Genomic DNA, 16,627 nt, shown 5'->3' with positions numbered 1-16,627 from the left:
GCACTGCTTAAGCCGTAGTTGGCGCGTAATATTCTGTATACCATTGAATAAATTTATGCATACCTTCCTCTATCGATGTATTCGGTTTAAATCCCACATCTGCCATTAAATCTTCAACATCGGCATAAGTTGCAGGAACATCGCCAGGCTGCATTGGCAAGAAATTCTTTTGTGCTTTTTTGCCTAGTGCCGTTTCAATAATTTCAATAAACTTCATTAACTCTACAGGGCTATTGTTACCAATGTTGTAAAGTTTATAAGGGACAGTAGATTCATTCTGTGCATCAGTACTCAGATTTTTTTGATTTTGCGGGGGTTTATGCATAACTCTTACAACACCCTCGATGACATCATCTATATAGGTAAAATCGCGTTGCATCTTGCCAAAATTGTAAACATCGATCGGCTTGCCTGTAGCGATCGCCTGTACAAACTTGAAATAAGCCATGTCAGGTCTACCCCAAGGACCATAAACTGTAAAAAATCGCAGTCCTGTCGTTGGTAAGTTATATAAATGACTATAAACGTGCGCTACAAGTTCGTTAGCTTTCTTACTGGCGGCGTAAAGCGAAATCGGGTGATCGACGTTATCAGTCACCGAAAAAGGAACTTTCTTATTCGCACCATATACGGAACTTGAGGAAGCAAAAACTAAGTGTTTAATATGACTGCGACGACAAGCTTCTAATAAATTAACAAATCCCGACAAATTACTATCAACATAAGCAAACGGATTTTCGAGTGAATAACGAACTCCAGCTTGAGCAGCTAAGTTTACTACATAATCGAACTCGACATTTTGAAATAAATCAAACATCCCTCCGCGGTCAATAAGGTCGAGAAACTGAAATGAAAAATTAGGATGGTAATTGATTTGAGCTAATCTATCTTTTTTGAGTTTGACATCGTAGTATTCATTTAAATTATCGATTCCGTAAACTTGAATACCTTCACTTAATAGGCGTTGTGCTAGATGAAATCCAACAAATCCAGCAACTCCTGTTACTAATACTTTCATGTACATCTTCTCCGGCGATTAAAGGATATTTATTTAGGGAGCAGACAGATTTATAGCTTGACTTATAGGTAAACTATCTTTCAATGGATAATGAACAACACTTAAGTAACCAGAATTTAACTGCAAGCGCCAAAAATCACTAGCATTGAGTCCTAATATTTGACCTATAATACATTTAATAATGGCACTACTAGCAATCACTAATCCGGTCACTAATGTATTAGTTGCCAATGAACGGCGCGAATCAATCGTTTGTTGCCATACAAGCGGAAAATTGTGTCTAGATACTTGCAGTTGCACTGTTGTTGAATGATACTGCAAAAGATGCGAGGTAATTTCTTGGCAAGTGCATAATTCACTTGTGAGGCTGAAGTCTATCGATACTGGCTTGAGAAATTCAGCCAATTGCAGCAATTGACTTGGGGCGATCGCATCTACAGGTAATAGTAACAAGCGTAACCCCTGCTTTCCGGCTTTGAGTTTGGGCAGAACTTCGCCTAAATGCGACGTCAAATTTAACGCGCTTAACTTTGCTGACAGGCTATTTGCTGGAAAATTCAGAATACTTATACCACAGTTTGATTGCTGAATTGTGTGATACCGTGCTGGTGGTAAATTGAGGGCGCTGCTAATCAAGGCACGATTTGTACCACCATGACTGACAACTAATATTGTTTTATCTAAATGACGCGGTAGAATCGTTTGCCAAAACTGTTTTGCTTGTTCGTAAAGATTGAGTACCGGAAATTCTGGCTTTATAGCAGTCGCAGCATTGTGATAGTAAGCTTTACTCAGAGAATCTTGGTGATTGATTTGAAATTCATGCGGACGTTGCTGCCAACATTGGTATTCTACAGCAAAATTTTGGCGCACATCCTCAAAAGTTTTGCCTTGCCAATCAGGGAGATCAATCTCTGTGAGATTGGGATCTGTATTGATTTTGATTAAAGATTTAGCACTGGGACTAAGACCCTTGATAATTTGATGCGTTGTAGCGATCGCGCGTTGCAAGGGACTCGTATAGATCGCGTCGATCGGTATTTTTTGCAGGGCAACTCCAGTTTGATAAGCTGAGTTATAACCTTTTTCGGTTAACACAGACTCATCACTACGACCTTGGTATCTTCCTTCAGCGTTGAAGGTGCTTTGACCATGACGTACTAGAATGACACGGGTAAAACCTACCTCAGCATTAGACTGCGAGTCCATTGAACTTTTCCTTTCGAGAGTTGTCAGTGCTAACTGTCATACAAAGCATCAGATATTCTTCTTTGAAGGACAATACAGATTTGTTCTGCTGAACCACAGCGTTTCTCAGTTAAAGCACAGCCATGTCGATCGCAACTGTGATTTCAATTCTAGACAGTTCAAAAGTTTTGAACTATGAGTTAAACCCATAGCGTCTATCGTGACCGCTTACCAGTCGCTAACTCAAATTGTTTTTTAGACTTCTAGGGCATAATCTTCTCCTGATTCGCTGCCAATGACAGCTTGCATACGGTACAAAGCAGCGTAGCGACCGCCACGATAGATGAGTTCTTGATGTGTGCCAGTCTCCAGGATTTTACCGCGTTCAATGTAAAGAATTAAGTCAGCGTGCTCAGTTGTTCTTAAGTTATGGGAAATGATGAATGTCGTACGTCCCGCAGTGAGTCGATCGAGTGCTTCGCTCACAGCACGTTCATTTTGATTATCTAAGCCTGTCGTGGGTTCATCGAGAATGACGATTGGTGGTTGACGAACCGCAGCCCGTGCGATCGCAATTCGCTGGCGCTGTCCTCCAGAAAGCGTTGAGCCGCGTTCGCTCAAAATCGTGTCGTACCCTTGCGGCATTGCCATAATAAACTCGTGCGCATTTGCTAGTTTTGCTGCGGCTGCGATTTGTTGTTGGGTTGCGCCGAGGAAACCGTAAGAGATGTTGTCGCGGACGCTGACAGCAAACAACACGCTGTCTTGTAAAACAATGCTAATTTGCTGGCGTAGAGAATCGAGCTTGTACCCGCGCAGATCGTGCCCGTCAATCAAAATGCTACCTTCAAGCGGATCGTACAAACGTAGTAGTAAACTGACTTAGAGGAGGTCTGAAAAGTAAAAAAGCTCTCGTTACAATAACCTGTCAATAGCGAAAAATGACAGAGAACGAGAGTCATGGGTCAATCATATCGTACCGATCTCACGGATGAACAATGGGAATTACTGAGGAAGTTGATTCCACCAGCTAAAGTAGGCGGTCGTCCTCGTAGCGTCAATATGAGAGCAGTCATAAATGGAATTTTTTATGTACTTGTAGCGGGATGCGCTTGGTCATTATTACCTCATGACTTCCCCTAGTGGAAAACGGTATATCACTATTTCCGGCAGTGGCGTTTAGATGGGCATTGGGAAAGGATTCACGAGCAGTTAAGACAATGGATGCGAGCTACCTGTAACCGTCATCCTAGTCCTTCGGCAGCAATCTTGGATAGCCAATCTGTCGAAACTGCCACCATGATTCATTTAGGTGTTGGCTATGATGCAGGCAAACAAGTCAAAGGTCGTAAACGTCATATTTTGGTTGATACTTTAGGCTTGTTAATGGTCGTGGTTGTCACCGCCGCTAACTTGCCAGAAAGAGAAGGCGCCAAATTAATCTTGGCTATTGGACATCAACGAAAAACTCAATTTTCTCGTCTTGTCAATATTTGGGTTGATGGTGGTTATCGAGGAGAGGGGTTGATGCGTTGGGTCATGGATACCTACCATTGGATTCTCGAAACAGTTTTACGCTCTGGCACTGCTCAAGCATTTAAGGTTTTGCCTCGTCGCTGGGTCGTAGAACGTACTTTTGGTTGGTTTAACTGGTGTCGGAGACTGAGCAAAGATTATGAGGTTTTACCTGCCACTTCTGAGGCGATGATTCAAGTTGCGATGATTCGTCTTATGTTGAGACGATTGGCATAGTCTTTGACTTTTCAGACATCCTCTTACACGTTACTGCAGGAGGGCACTTATATTCTTGACAGAAATCAAAAATTTCTGGCGAGCCTACTACCAAAACTTTGTCATATAACCATTGAACGACTGTATAATAACTTTGTTGTTTCTACTCATTTATAGTAACTTCAGGTGAATCAAGAATATCTCTTAAAACTAGTACAAGCTTGGTGCTATGTAGAAATTGTTTAATATAGTTAATCGTTGGTTTTAACTCTTGATTTAACCCATATGGTTTTTTATCTACTAAAATTAAATCAGGTTTAAAATTCGCAGTCGCTGCAAGAATAATATCGGCTCTAAGCTTGAGAGTTTCATCAGTTTGTGTACCCAAATATTTGGGAGACAATTTACCTGAATAGCTGCGATTAATACAAGGTAATTTAATATAGTCCAATTCTACTGGCGTCCTAAAACTATGAAGCATAGGTGATCCAGAAATAAGTAAAATTGATAAGTTAGGAAGAGACTCTAATAAGTATTCGCAGATAGATAGCATTCTCCGAATATTACCGAGACCGAATGTCTCGTGAGAATAAACCATCAGTCTCATCGTTAAATGACCTCTGCTTAAGTTCTATAGTTTTAGTAAAAAAGACAGCAGAGTTACGGTAGATAAATAGTGTAACTTTGCTCCCGTACTTCTATACCTTGACAAATTTTCATGAATTAAAAATGAATAATTTGTGAGAAAAAACCATTCTTCAAGAAAAGGTTAAGCAAAAGTTAATTAATGAATAAAAAACGAGTTTATAAGATAAAATGAGATAAAGCTTGGTTAACTTCGCAAGCGATAACCAATACCGCGAACTGTTTCAATAAATTTATTACCTAACTTCTTACGTAAATAGCCTACGTAGACATCTACAATATTTGAACCAGGATCGTAATTGTAACCCCAAACGCGGTTGAGGAGTTGTTCGCGACTCAAAATTTGTCCAGGATGTCGTAGAAAAGTTTCTGCTAGCGTAAATTCTCTCGCGGGTAATTCGACTAAGCGATCGCCTACGGTAGCTTTGCGCGCACGCAAGTCTAGAGTAATATCTCCTACCTTAAGTACGATTTCCTCATTCACTTTTGGTACGTGCTTGTCCCGCAACCGCAACCGCACCCGTGCCAGCAATTCTTCAAAGCGAAAAGGTTTGGTAACATAATCGTCAGCACCGCCTTCTAGCCCAGCAACTTTATCGTTGATATCATCGCGGGCGCTGAGGATAATAATTGGTAACTGCTCGCCTAAACCGCGTAATTCTTCTAAAACTTGCCAACCGTCTTTACCAGGAAGACCGATATCTAATAGTAAAAGGTCAAAGCGATCGCTTTGGATCATCACGATAACTTCATTGCCATCTTTTACTATTGCAGTAGTAAAACCTGCTGCTTTGAGTCCTTTTTCCAGAAAAGAAGCAATTCGAGGTTCATCTTCAGCAATCAGAATATGGCTCATGAGTTGCAAGGCTATTTATTCCAAAGACAATCTTTAACTAATCAAATTAAAATCGCAACACCGTCCTATTAAAGATTCAGTACATTTCAAGTTATTGGTTTAACCGCAACTAATGATATTCCTCTAAAAATTATTGAAGACCTAGCTATTTTTCTTCGCAAAGAGTATGGAAGTTTTAGTAGTGTATGCTCGCTCAACTCAATAATCTTTATCGTAGCAGGTGTGAGGGGGAGTTTTATCTGAAGGTTTTCTGTACTTTTGTAGTAACTCATTTGCGAAAATCCAACTTTTTTGAATAAGTTATACAAATCAGTAATCAAGTATTCTTGAAGATGAAACCCTGTTGCAGTTTCATCATAACAACCTGAAATATCGTGCGGTCCTGATAATCGATTAGGAGTATGACAAATGTAAACTCCGCCTGGAGTAAGCGCTTTATATATATTCTGTAACTGCTCGATTGCATCCTCTGGGTGCAAATGCTCCATCAGTTGATCGCTGTAAACAACGTCGATGCTACTATTAGACACTGGAATATTAACACCATCAGATATCACAAGTTCCATATTAGGCGGGAAGCTGATGTTTTTTGTAATTTCATTAGAAACATCGACTGCATAAACCTTACGAACAAGTTTCGCTACTTCTAAAGCAAGACAACAATCACCAGATCCTACTTCCAAAAACGTTGCCTCTGGAGGTAAGAATTCTCGGATTAACCGCATCCGGCTATGACTCCACTGCAAGTTAGCTTCAGGATCGGTGTTGATTAATTGCGGATGAAAAGGAATCTTTTGAAATAATTCGTCATACACGTGACTATAAAGATATTTTCGTTCTGCTTTTGTTGAGTTCCGCAATTTTTGAGCTAAATCTTTTTCAACTTTGTAGAGTTGCTCGACTTGCGCAACCGTAAGATTATTTTTTTTAGCGTATTCCTGAATATAATTTGGCATTGCGTTCGATCTATTTTTATTAAGAGACATGCACACCTGTGTAAGAAAGTTGGCTATCGAAATATTACACTATTAGTACTTGTATAAAAAGTAGCATTCTACGCTTCAACATACCAACAGTGAGTATTTTGTAAAAGCTGCATCGCCAGTAAGTAAACAATCGAGATATCGCATTAAATTAAGCGACAGGAGAATCTACAGGAATGATGAGCGTAAAAGTTGAACCAACACCTGGTTGGCTGGAAAGTTCTACTTGACCGCCGTGCGCAGTGGCGATCGCTTGTACAATTGCTAAACCTAATCCCGCACCTTCTGAACGACGACCATTGACACCGCGAGCGAAGCGTTTAAAAATACGCTTTTGGTCGTTATAAGCAATTCCTTCACCCGTATCGCTCACCCAGAAACGTGCTTTTCCATTCCGCACAATTGAACCAAGTGCAATTACATCTCCAGGCTGTGTATGCTGTGTAGCATTCTGCGCCAAATTGATGATCGCTTGTGTCAAGCGTTGGCGATCGGCAACAATCGAACCACAACCTTTACTATCGAGTCGCCAGTTACGTACTGCAAGTGTTCGCGCTTTGGTGTAAATTTCCTCAGTTAAAGACCCGACATCTACTGTTTCTAAACATAAAAACTTTGGTTGTTCTGCTTTAGCGAGGATTAGCAAATCATCAACAAAGCGAGTCATGCGATCAAGTTCGTCAGCAATTAGGTCGATTGTTTCCCGTCGTTCTTGCGGATCGTCGCTGATCAGTTCGAGGTGTCCGCGAATAATTGTGATTGGTGTCCGTAGTTCGTGACTCGCGTCATTGATAAAATCACGTTGACTCGCAAATGCATCCTCTAGCCGGTTCATCATTTCATTAAAAGTCAGCGTTAATTCGGCGATTTCATCAGTTCCTTGGACGGGGATACGCTGCGTTAAATCAGAATTATGACTAATCGAAAGCGCCGTTTTTGTCAGTAGGCGTAGAGGCGCTAAGACTCTACCTGCGACTATCCAAGCAAGTACTGAGGCTGCGGTCGAGACGATAATTATAATCCTAACAACGACCGCGATCGCTTCATCAACTTCTTCACGCTCTCCGGTTGTAATATGCGCAACAACAAAGACTCCTTGAACTTCTGCTGTGCTGTCAAGCGGTTCGGCTTGATATGTAATTCTGACTGGCTGTGCAAAATACAGTAGTTCTCCTGGCGTTGTATTTACCTGTCCTCGTTCTGGCTTAGTCAGTTTGCCCCAACGTTGCAGGAGTGGCGAGTCTTGTTGTAGTGGTTCGGGCAACGCGCTAGGACTATACTTGTACAAACTACCATTTAACAGTGTTAATAAAAACTCATCATCGTCGGGAATATTCCTTGACACAAACAAGTCAAACAGCGCAGTGACTTCATTACGTGTAAATGGTCTATTCGTATCCGGATTAACACCATTCGCTAATTTACGAAACTCCTCGACTTCTTGCCTAAGCGATCGCTGTACTCGGTCTTGGACACGCATAAACAACTCTTGACGAATTGCAAAAATCGATACCACCGAAGAGGCAGCCATCAAAATAATATACCAAGCTAAAATGCGCGTTCTAGCACTGAGTAAAAATCTATGCCATTTGCGAGTCTTAACGTGCATCACATTTGTTTCAGTCCTCAGGTGAGATTTTAATTAACTGAACCTCTGCATAAACTTCCTATCTTCTACCAAAACGTGTTTCTACTTTAGGATCAATTGTAGAATTGACTTGCCGCTATAACTGCTTAGAAAGTTAAAACAAGCTTGATTTTACTGTATATAACTAGATATTCATGTACTACTTGTTACTAAGCAATCAGTAGTAACCTCGCCCTCGTTCCTTTTATTCAGCCAGTAAAATCCTTATGGATTTCCCTTTAGCCCGCCAACATTTCTTTCAAGAAATTCATCAACCAGACGCTCAAATCGACTTAGCCAAAGCCGCACTTTACATCGCGCAAGAAGAATATCCGCAACTCGATATCGAAGAATACCTGAATGCACTTGATACAATGGCGGCTGAAGTACGAGAACAGCTGCCAAGCGAACAATACCCACTGCGGATTATTCAGACTGTCAATCGTTACTTGTATGACGATCTCGGATTTAGTGGTAACACAACAAGCTACTACGACCCTCGTAATAGTTTTTTAAATGATGTCATTGAGCGGCGGACAGGAATTCCGATTACACTCTCTTTAGTTTACTTAGAAGTGACTAAACGCATTGATTTTCCGATGTTGGGAGTGGGAATGCCAGGACATTTCCTGATCCGCCCTAATATCCAACAAATGGAAATCTTTGTCGATCCCTTTCACCGTGGTGAGGTGTTGTTTCCTGAAGATTGTCAAGACAAGCTGAGTCAAATTTACGCGCAGCCAGTGAAGCTTGAGAGTTCCTTTTTAGATGCTGTTACTCATCGGCAGTTTCTGGCACGAATGCTGACTAACCTCAAATTTGCCTATCTTCAAAAAGAAGAGTTAGCAAAAGCCCTCGCAGCTGTAGAAAGAATCTTACTATTATTTCCTGATATACCAATCGAAATACGCGATCGCGGTTTACTTTATTACCAACTTGGTAACTGGAATGCAGCAATTAACGACCTGCAAACGTATCTCGCAAAAGTCCCCCAAGCCTCTGATGCGCCAGTGATTCGTCGTCTACTCAATCAACTAGGAAGCAATTCTTAAACTCAATTATCTATTCTCTCCTGCGCTTCTATTACCTCTGCTAAGCGCTTCAGGCGATGTAATTGGGCTTGCATATCTTTTTGTGTCAACGCAAAAGCAAAGGTATTAAAGCCCCAGCGAACCACAGGATTGGGGATTTCAAACTCGAAGTGGTTAAGTAAATGCGTTCCTTGAGCGCGTGGTTGACATTCCCAGCGATCGTGTCCGTGAAAAAAACCTTGAAACTCCCATACTACCAATCCAGGCGACCGCTCGATGACGACATTATGTAAGGTAGGTTTGAAAAGCGGAATTTGAATAACAAAGCGGCTACGGCTACCAATTTCAGTACTCCAAGCGCCTATCGGTTCACAGTAGAGCAGCGGATTGAGCCAACGATGCATCAACGTTTGATCTGTGATGCAGCGGTCTATTACGTCTATACTGGCATTGATATCAATTGACTGTTTTAATTGACTAATAGGCATGGATTAGCCAAAGTAGCGATGAAATATTCAGCAGGATATTGCTTACTGAGTCAGTTTATAAAGTAGAACTAGTAAGATTCCCTTGTCAAGAAAGAATGGCAAACCAATTTGCTACTCGATAAACCCTAGCCCCGTAAGTACACTCTTGTGCAGAGCTTTTAATTATATTGTGCTGCCTTGCAGACTTTGCTTAAATAGCTCCGAAGGAAGTTGAAAGGCAGTTGTGATTCATGAGCTAGTTTACCGTATTAAAATTTACCATTATTAAAAAAAATCCAGCAATTTTGATAAAAATGTGTCACTAACAAAAACAAGCTTTTCACACAGTGTGACACAGGGACAGTAGTTTTGCTGACATTAATCTAGACGCTTGCTCTTTTCGCTTGCGACACTTTTAACCTTTTCCTCATTGCTGCAATTAAACTTAGCTTTTGTGCTGACAACTAGAGGTCAACTCGACTAAGCTGGAAAACAATTTTCTTATCGTGTCTCTAGTTCTCCCTTAAAGTATTTAATTCTATTAAAAAATGAGAAAAAACTGAATTTTTAGAGCTAATTACGCATACAGGTAGATGCCAAACGACAAACTTCGCCAGCACTCTAAATATTGACGTAATATTCTATTTTTCTAGGCGGTTTCCTCGTATAATGCAAGCGAAATACCCGACTCAAATGTAGGATTATCTACTGTAACCTAAATTTTGCAAGGAAAATTCGTATTCTCTCCTCACACCTGACGTTTACTCTAAAAAACCATGAATGAAACTTGGCAAGGTATAGCAAACGGAGTAAAAGTGCCAATAATCGGTAATGCAATACTGGCACAATTTCAACAACAAGCTCCAGCAGGACAACCACTACAGCAAACAGGACAAGCTGTACAAGATACGGTGGGCTTCACGACGGGCTTACTAGCAGGTTTGTGGTCGTTTCTGCCAAATTTATTAGCAGCGCTGCTGGTATTAATTATTGGTTGGATTATTGCTGCGATCGCCAAATCAATCACCAAAGGACTCCTAAACCGTACTAATTTAGATAACCGCATCGCCGCCGGAGTCGTTGGGCGTAGTGAAACAGGCGAACTCCCACGCGTCGAAAACTTAATCGGCAACATTGTCTTCTGGATTATTATCTTATTTACGGCAGTCGCAGTTTTACAAACTCTCCAGTTACAAGCCGTATCGCAGCCACTGAACAACTTCCTTAATCTCGTTCTTGGCTTTATTCCTCGGATAATCGGCGCAGCCATCTTGTTTGGCGTGGCGTGGTTAATTGCGACGCTCGTAAAACTGATTACAACACGGGGATTGCAAGCATTACGACTCGATGAACGTTTAGATCAGCGATCGCCCGACGAACCGCGCGAATCGAACCGAATGTCGTTGAGCGAAACCATTGGCAACGCGCTGTACTGGTTCATCTTTTTACTGTTTCTCATTCCGGTTCTCGACACTTTAGGGCTGCAACAGGCGCTGCTACCAGTACAGAACCTTGTTAATGAAATTCTGTTGATTCTGCCAAATATCTTAGCAGCAGTTTTGATCGCGGCTGCGGGTTGGTTACTCGCAACAGTTGTCCGGCGAATTGTTACCAATTTGCTCGCGTCAACCGGAGTCGATCAAATGGGCGAACGGTTCGGGTTGGGAAGAACTCGCACCAGTACATCGACACAGTCCTTGTCAGGAATTATCGGCACAATTGTTTACGTGCTGATTTTAATTCCGGTAGCAATTGCGGCGTTAAATGCGCTGCGGATTAATGCGATTTCTGTTCCGGCGATCGCGATGCTTCAGCAAATCCTCAACGCGCTACCCGCAATCTTTACTGCGGCACTAATTCTGATTTTAGGTTATTTCCTAGGGCGCTTTGTAGCAGATCTTGTTACAAACATTCTCTCTAGCTTGGGCTTTGATAACATCTTCTCTGTGATTGGCTTGTCAGGCTTGCAACGCCGCCGCGTGCCTTCGGATATTAGAAGAACCGAAGAAGTTTTTGTGATTCCACCTCCTGGTAGCGACCAAGAAACTATTTTGCAACCTGAGCGCACAACAACTGAGAACGCCGCCGCCGCGATCACAACGCGCACGCCATCAGAAGTTGCCGGAATTATTACCTTAGTGGGAATTATGCTGTTTGCAACAGTAGCAGCAGTTAATATCTTAAATATTCCCGCACTCACCGCACTCGTAAGCGGTTTGATTGTGATCTTCGGGCGCATTTTGGCTGGCTTGATCGTGTTTGCGATCGGTTTATTTCTTGCCAACCTGGCATATAGCTTAATTGTCAGTTCCTCTAGCAATCGTCAGGCACAACTTTTAGGTCAAGTAGCACGAATTGCAATCATTGTCTTTGTTTCGGCTCTAGCACTGCAACAAATTGGCATTGCAACCGAGATTGTTAACTTAGCCTTTGGATTGCTTCTCGGTGCGGTTGCAGTCGCAGTAGCGATCGCCTTTGGCTTAGGTGGACGCGATATCGCCGCGCAACAAGTGCGTAACCTCTTGAGTTCATTCCAAGAACAACGCAATCAACCACCACGTTAGTAGAAAGCAAAAGAGCAGCGGAGCAGAGGATGCAGAGGGTGCAGAGGAGCAGAGGAGAAATAATATATAATATAATGTTCTCTAGTCACTCACCCCTCACTCCTCACTCCTAACTTACTGCGCAATTCATCTTTAATCCGATTAATAATTGAAGCTTCATCGAGCGAAGCCAAGATACTTTGCACAACAGCTTTAGGACCTTCAGGACCCCAAGTTGCACCATTGGCGAGGTAAGTCTTGGTGACTTGTCCGATACCATAAGATGACACACCAGCCACTCCAGCTTGCGTCAATGCGACCGAGATATAAGGACCTAGCGAAAGACCGCCAGTCGCGGTTGCAGAGACACCCAGTAATGATTTGAGCGAACTTAAGCCTAAATTTGTCAGTAACTCACTGACACTGATTCCCCCCATACTGATAGCGATTTTTTGTAACAATCCAGCCGCACCCGTTTGCGTCATAGGAATATCGTAGAGTTTCGACAGGCTGAGAATCAAAGCAATATCAATAATCGCACCGCTCATCAAATCAACAACGGTTAATGGATTAAGTGCGATCGCGGTTGCTTTCGTCATCACAGCACGCCAAATTAATTGATTCGCACTGCGATCGCGAATTTCGAGTTTACGCTGAACTAATTGCTCGTTGACGCGATCGGCATAAAGCATACTGTTAAGTGCTACTAAAGCTTTGCCCTCGCGGTACAAAATTTCTAAAATTTTGAGCTTGAGTTCCTCGACTTGCGGCGTACTGGCTCGGAGTTGAACTCCACGCGTTCCATCAGCACGTTGCACCGCCGTCCTTACCAATGGCGAAGCTGCCGCCATCACAATTTCATCAGGAGAAAGTAACTCGCGGACACGCTCATCGCGGATTTTGTGGTAAATCGCTAGGCGATCAGTTTGTGGATACTGGTCTATTTTGTTAAATACAAGCAAAATTGGCTTGCCAGCTTCGCGCAGTTGTGATAAGGCTATGTGTTCTACCTGCGTTATGTCACCCGCCACAACAAATAAAATCAAATCAGCTTGCGCCGCGACTTGCGTTGCTAGTTCAGCTCGAGTTTCACCATCAACCTCATCTAACCCTGGAGTATCAATCAGTTCAATCTGCGACTTTCCAGCACCTGTAAGTGTCGCTTTTTGATACGAATCGCCATTAATACTTTCTTCGCTCACGCTCCAAGCTACACGCGATGCTGTACGCGTTACGCCATGTAGTGGTCCTGTGACAAACACAGGTTCTCCGACTAAAGCATTGAGTAACGATGACTTGCCTCTCCCTACCATACCAAAAGCAGCAATTTGTAATACTTGGCGTTCTAGGTTGCTTAGCATCGTTTCTAATTGCTGAATCTCAGCTTCTAAACCATGCCGCTCTTGAGACGTAAGATCGAGCTTTGTAACTAAATTGTGGAGTGTATTTTTTGCTTGTTGATAATTTAACTCTGCTTGAATCTCGGCAACGCTAGAAATCGCACGCTCTAATTCTGCATCATCCCAATCATCTAAAAGTGAAGATGTGCTTTCTCCAAGCGATTCTGATGATGTTTGGCGCTGCTCAAAATTTTGAAACAATTGATTTCCATCAGAAATTGGATCAGGCGATGCAAAAGTCAATTGGCTTACCTCCACGTATCAGCAGTTTCGCAATGCTTCATCTCGATCCTAATCATCTTTTATGTCAAAAGGTTGTTCGGTTTTTTCGCCTTTGAAGGAGGCTCGAAAAACGCTGATCTCTATAAAACGATATACCCTAGGAAGGGTACCCAAATTTATGTCTTTGTATCTTTGTTCCGAGTTATGACCTATAGGCACAATGGAAGTTAATAATCTAATCGTTCATTGTCGAAATTGGGAAGCAAAGGATTGTGAGTCGTAAGCGATTGCCTGAAACTACTGCCCATGTTAGGATTACACGACAATCCTGGCAGTTTGGCTTCTTAGAAGGAGAAGTACGAGCCGGTGATTTTGAATGGCAGTTTCAATGGTGCTTTCGGCGCGGTGAATTGTCTGTCAAACCTTCTCAAGGTCGTGCGCTTATTAAGGAACCGTTAGGACGCTTTCTAGAACAGAAAGATTATCAACTCGAACCAGGAGGAGATTACGCTTTTACTATTCGTGCAGAACTTTAGTAGAAGCGAGGGGTGAGCAACACATGGTTAGTGAATAGTTTTGAATTATAAGAGAATTTTCTTAATTTTCTCGCTTTTTACTTTTTCTAGACACTTGGCACTTATCGCAGTTAGCAATTAGCTTTTTGAAAGATTTGTCTTGAAAACTCCCCTCAACGCTCTTAACCTGCGCAAAGACGTTCTCGCTGTGGTAACAAAGACTCAGGATTATAAATGTCTTAATCTAATACGTTTTGCTATAGAACTCGTAACTGTCTTAAACTCAACACTTCACGACTCAAAATTCAAAACCTCATTGTGCTAGGCGATTGAGATATCTTTCGATTAACAAAATGGCGACAATATCATCGATAGGTTTTGGTGGTTGACGTAAACCGCGTGGAAGTAGCTGTTGCAAGCCTTGTGGGGGAAACATTTGCCAGTAGCGATCGCGCGCTTCTAAGGATGTATATCGTTCGTCAACCATGACAATTGATGGAGGTTCGGAGAGTTCTTTCTCTAGTTTTTGTTTCCAATTTTTAGCAGTTGTTTGATCTCCGATGACGATTAACGATACGGGAAATTGTTGACGAAGTTGTGTAATTGAGACGATCGCCGCTGTTGCTGAAACAACTTGATGGTAATACAACTTGCGGTCGAGTCCCATCACTGCGATTCCACACTTATCGCGCCCTGGATCAAACCCTAAAATAGTTGGCTGCATTGACACAAACCTTTTTCTGAGAGGTCGGGGATCAAAGGTCTGAGGTCGGGTGAGCTAATAATCCTAACCTCAAAAATGTTTAATTGTCTTTGCTTTAATTAAGCAAGCGTGAGCGATTTTCTTAAATGCGAAGCAAGTAATCAAAATAACTCCCTGACCTCTGACCCCTTGTAACTAGGTACGAAACACAACTTGCCCATTTTGCGTTGCTAATAATTCAACTTTCAAAGGTCCAGCAGTGTACGTGACCTCTGCTGCTACCGCTTGAATTTCAACCGGCTGATTGTATTGTTTGAGTTGTTCAATAAAACCAATCAATGTTTCAATTCGATTATCGCCAATTTGGATCGTATCGCCTAGGATACCCGCTCTTTGGGCGCGAAAATTAGAAGCTCCTAAAAGAAGTTCTACCCGCTGTCTGAGTTCGGTGTCTGACATAGTAGCAGGATTAGCAGAGATTGCGGCTAAGACATCTCCAGGACGAAATACAACTTGATTTTGCGCAGCATCGGCGATCACTTGTACGGATCGTTCGCCCAAAACATAATTTCCCGCTGACATAATGCGAACAACGTAATCACGCCCATCATCAATTTGCGCAATGAGTTGGTCTACTTGTGCAGGCGAGATATTGACAACTTGCGCGTTGACTTGTTCGATACCAGGTTGCGTAAATCGCAGCGCTGTTCGATTTGCTTCTCCCAACAGTTGATCGACGGCTTGACGCGCCGCTTTGGGATCGACGATTCGCACAACACCACCCGCTAACACTTGACCGCGAAACAATGCAACATTTCCGCGTCGCAATACTTGTAGGTTTCTTTCGAGACTTTGCGCTTCTTGTTCGAGATAGTTTTGTTGAACTTCTAATTGTTTCAAGCGGCTTTCGCGTTGTGCAATTACTTGATCGCGTTGCGTAATACTTTCATCGAGTTTCGCGATTTCGCGATCGCGTTGCGTAATTTGCGCTTTGAGTTGGTCGCGTTGCTCGACTAACTGCTGCAATTCAGCTTGTACTTGTTGAATTTCAGTGCGTAGTTCTCTGGCGCGTTGCGAAACCGTTTTTAACCTGGCTTGTGCTTGCTGGAACTGCGCAGAAACCTGAGTTAACTCTTGTTGTGTTTGATTGAGTTGTGCTTGTGTTTGCGATTGTCGGGCTTGGGTGCGATTGAGTTGTGCTTGCGTTTGTGCTTGTTGTGTCCGCGCTGCTTGTAGTGATTCATTGATGGCTTCTAAGCGTTGCTGCGCTTCGGCTTCGCGTCGTTGGGCTTCTCGTTGCTCGGCTCTTTGTTCGGCTCTTGCTTGCACGAGTTCCTGTTGGACTTGCATTTTTTCTTGGGTTGTCGCTTCGAGTTGTTGACGTGTGGCTTCTAGTTGCTGGCGTCTGTCGCGCAGTTCGCTTTGAATTGCTTCTAATTCAAATACTCCAGTGCGTAATCGCTCATCTGCTGCAAATAAAATTGCTAACGTCGAAGCTGAAATGATACTTCCCGTCAAAATGGTAATCACGACAGCTGTATTACGCGGACGCAGGTTGAATAAGCTTAACCGTGCTTTACCAACTCGCGTACCTAGGCGATCGCCCACCGTTGCGATTACGCCTCCCAAAATCAAAATCGATGCAATCAAAATGTATCCGGTGGTCATTTTTAGCTTTTTATTACCCCTCCAGATACA

At 42.6% G+C, this 16,627-nt stretch carries 13 protein-coding genes and 2 pseudogenes; 4 read left to right on the top strand and 11 right to left on the bottom strand.

The window, feature by feature from the left end; translation table 11 throughout:
• Window positions 1-7 precede the first annotated feature (7 nt).
• The 3 genes and pseudogenes from NIES1031_RS00785 to NIES1031_RS00775 form a co-directional block, all read right to left on the bottom strand.
• Entirely contained in the window at window positions 8-1,018 is a 1,011-nt protein-coding gene (locus tag NIES1031_RS00785; RefSeq protein ID WP_073547822.1) for an NAD-dependent epimerase, read from the bottom strand.
• Between the two features lie 33 nt (window positions 1,019-1,051).
• A complete protein-coding gene (locus NIES1031_RS00780; RefSeq protein ID WP_084544216.1) occupies window positions 1,052-2,227 on the bottom strand; it encodes a histidine phosphatase family protein in 1,176 nt (391 codons plus the stop codon).
• Window positions 2,228-2,461: 234 nt separating this feature from the next.
• A pseudogene (locus NIES1031_RS00775) lies at window positions 2,462-3,073 on the bottom strand (ATP-binding cassette domain-containing protein); the annotation flags it as partial.
• Between the two features lie 93 nt (window positions 3,074-3,166).
• Between NIES1031_RS00775 and NIES1031_RS00770 the strand changes: the two are divergent.
• Window positions 3,167-3,958: pseudogene (locus NIES1031_RS00770) on the top strand (IS5 family transposase).
• A 142-nt stretch (window positions 3,959-4,100) separates the two neighbouring features.
• Here NIES1031_RS00770 and NIES1031_RS23105 read toward each other — a convergent pair.
• From NIES1031_RS23105 to NIES1031_RS00750, 4 genes are all read right to left on the bottom strand, one after another.
• Window positions 4,101-4,418, bottom strand: coding sequence for a hypothetical protein (locus NIES1031_RS23105; protein ID WP_073547654.1), 318 nt, complete (start codon window positions 4,416-4,418; stop codon window positions 4,101-4,103).
• A gap of 351 nt (window positions 4,419-4,769) precedes the next feature.
• Window positions 4,770-5,438, bottom strand: coding sequence for a response regulator transcription factor (locus NIES1031_RS00760; protein WP_073547653.1), 669 nt, complete (start codon window positions 5,436-5,438; stop codon window positions 4,770-4,772).
• Between the two features lie 86 nt (window positions 5,439-5,524).
• Window positions 5,525-6,394 (bottom strand): class I SAM-dependent methyltransferase, encoded by an 870-nt coding sequence (locus NIES1031_RS00755; protein ID WP_073547652.1) that lies wholly within the window; start codon window positions 6,392-6,394, stop codon window positions 5,525-5,527.
• A gap of 178 nt (window positions 6,395-6,572) precedes the next feature.
• Window positions 6,573-8,030, bottom strand: a complete 1,458-nt coding sequence (locus NIES1031_RS00750; protein ID WP_073547651.1) for a sensor histidine kinase — start codon at window positions 8,028-8,030, stop codon at window positions 6,573-6,575.
• Window positions 8,031-8,275: 245 nt separating this feature from the next.
• Between NIES1031_RS00750 and NIES1031_RS00745 the strand changes: the two genes are divergently transcribed.
• Window positions 8,276-9,100: a SirB1 family protein gene (locus tag NIES1031_RS00745; RefSeq protein ID WP_073547650.1), complete on the top strand. Its 825-nt coding sequence runs from the start codon at window positions 8,276-8,278 to the stop codon at window positions 9,098-9,100.
• A gap of 2 nt (window positions 9,101-9,102) precedes the next feature.
• Here NIES1031_RS00745 and NIES1031_RS00740 read toward each other — a convergent pair whose 3' ends face one another.
• A complete protein-coding gene (locus NIES1031_RS00740; RefSeq protein ID WP_178378010.1) occupies window positions 9,103-9,567 on the bottom strand; it encodes an SRPBCC family protein in 465 nt (154 codons plus the stop codon).
• A gap of 755 nt (window positions 9,568-10,322) precedes the next feature.
• On the opposite strand from NIES1031_RS00740, the gene NIES1031_RS00735 reads away from it, so the two are divergent.
• The gene (locus NIES1031_RS00735; protein WP_073547649.1) at window positions 10,323-12,110 is read left to right on the top strand and encodes a mechanosensitive ion channel; all 1,788 of its coding nucleotides are present in this window, start codon (window positions 10,323-10,325) and stop codon (window positions 12,108-12,110) included.
• A gap of 89 nt (window positions 12,111-12,199) precedes the next feature.
• Here the strand turns inward: NIES1031_RS00735 and NIES1031_RS00730 are convergent, their stop codons facing one another.
• Complete coding sequence (locus NIES1031_RS00730) at window positions 12,200-13,588, bottom strand: GTP-binding protein (protein ID WP_218596628.1); 1,389 nt, start codon at window positions 13,586-13,588, stop codon at window positions 12,200-12,202.
• Between the two features lie 395 nt (window positions 13,589-13,983).
• On the opposite strand from NIES1031_RS00730, the gene NIES1031_RS00725 reads away from it, so the two are divergent.
• A complete protein-coding gene (locus NIES1031_RS00725) occupies window positions 13,984-14,247 on the top strand; it encodes a DUF3146 family protein (RefSeq protein ID WP_073547648.1) in 264 nt (87 codons plus the stop codon).
• A gap of 292 nt (window positions 14,248-14,539) precedes the next feature.
• Here NIES1031_RS00725 and NIES1031_RS00720 read toward each other — a convergent pair whose 3' ends face one another.
• Window positions 14,540-14,950: a pre-16S rRNA-processing nuclease YqgF gene (locus NIES1031_RS00720; RefSeq protein WP_073547647.1), complete on the bottom strand. Its 411-nt coding sequence runs from the start codon at window positions 14,948-14,950 to the stop codon at window positions 14,540-14,542.
• A gap of 174 nt (window positions 14,951-15,124) precedes the next feature.
• Entirely contained in the window at window positions 15,125-16,597 is a 1,473-nt protein-coding gene (locus NIES1031_RS00715) for a DUF3084 domain-containing protein (RefSeq protein WP_073547646.1), read from the bottom strand.
• Between the last annotated feature and the right edge of the window lie 30 nt (window positions 16,598-16,627).

Origin of the sequence: Chroogloeocystis siderophila 5.2 s.c.1 (assembly GCF_001904655.1) — a bacterium.
GTDB classification, from domain to species: Bacteria; Cyanobacteriota; Cyanobacteriia; order Cyanobacteriales; family Chroococcidiopsidaceae; genus Chroogloeocystis; species Chroogloeocystis siderophila.
This window is presented reverse-complemented; position numbering and strand designations above follow the sequence as displayed.

Bases quoted from the DNA above. Each gene is read 5' to 3' on its own strand.
- NIES1031_RS23105 (WP_073547654.1), bottom strand. From the start codon at position 4,418: ATGCTTCATAGTTTTAGGACGCCAGTAGAATTGGACTATATTAAATTA.
- NIES1031_RS00760 (WP_073547653.1), bottom strand. From the start codon at position 5,438: ATGAGCCATATTCTGATTGCTGAAGATGAACCTCGAATTGCTTCTTTT.
- NIES1031_RS00745 (WP_073547650.1), top strand. From the start codon at position 8,276: ATGGATTTCCCTTTAGCCCGCCAACATTTCTTTCAAGAAATTCATCAA.
- NIES1031_RS00735 (WP_073547649.1), top strand. From the start codon at position 10,323: ATGAATGAAACTTGGCAAGGTATAGCAAACGGAGTAAAAGTGCCAATA.
- NIES1031_RS00785 (WP_073547822.1), bottom strand. From the start codon at position 1,018: ATGAAAGTATTAGTAACAGGAGTTGCTGGATTTGTTGGATTTCATCTA.
- NIES1031_RS00780 (WP_084544216.1), bottom strand. From the start codon at position 2,227: ATGGACTCGCAGTCTAATGCTGAGGTAGGTTTTACCCGTGTCATTCTA.
- NIES1031_RS00740 (WP_178378010.1), bottom strand. From the start codon at position 9,567: ATGCCTATTAGTCAATTAAAACAGTCAATTGATATCAATGCCAGTATA.
- NIES1031_RS00755 (WP_073547652.1), bottom strand. From the start codon at position 6,394: ATGCCAAATTATATTCAGGAATACGCTAAAAAAAATAATCTTACGGTT.
- NIES1031_RS00715 (WP_073547646.1), bottom strand. From the start codon at position 16,597: ATGACCACCGGATACATTTTGATTGCATCGATTTTGATTTTGGGAGGC.
- NIES1031_RS00720 (WP_073547647.1), bottom strand. From the start codon at position 14,950: ATGCAGCCAACTATTTTAGGGTTTGATCCAGGGCGCGATAAGTGTGGA.
- NIES1031_RS00750 (WP_073547651.1), bottom strand. From the start codon at position 8,030: ATGCACGTTAAGACTCGCAAATGGCATAGATTTTTACTCAGTGCTAGA.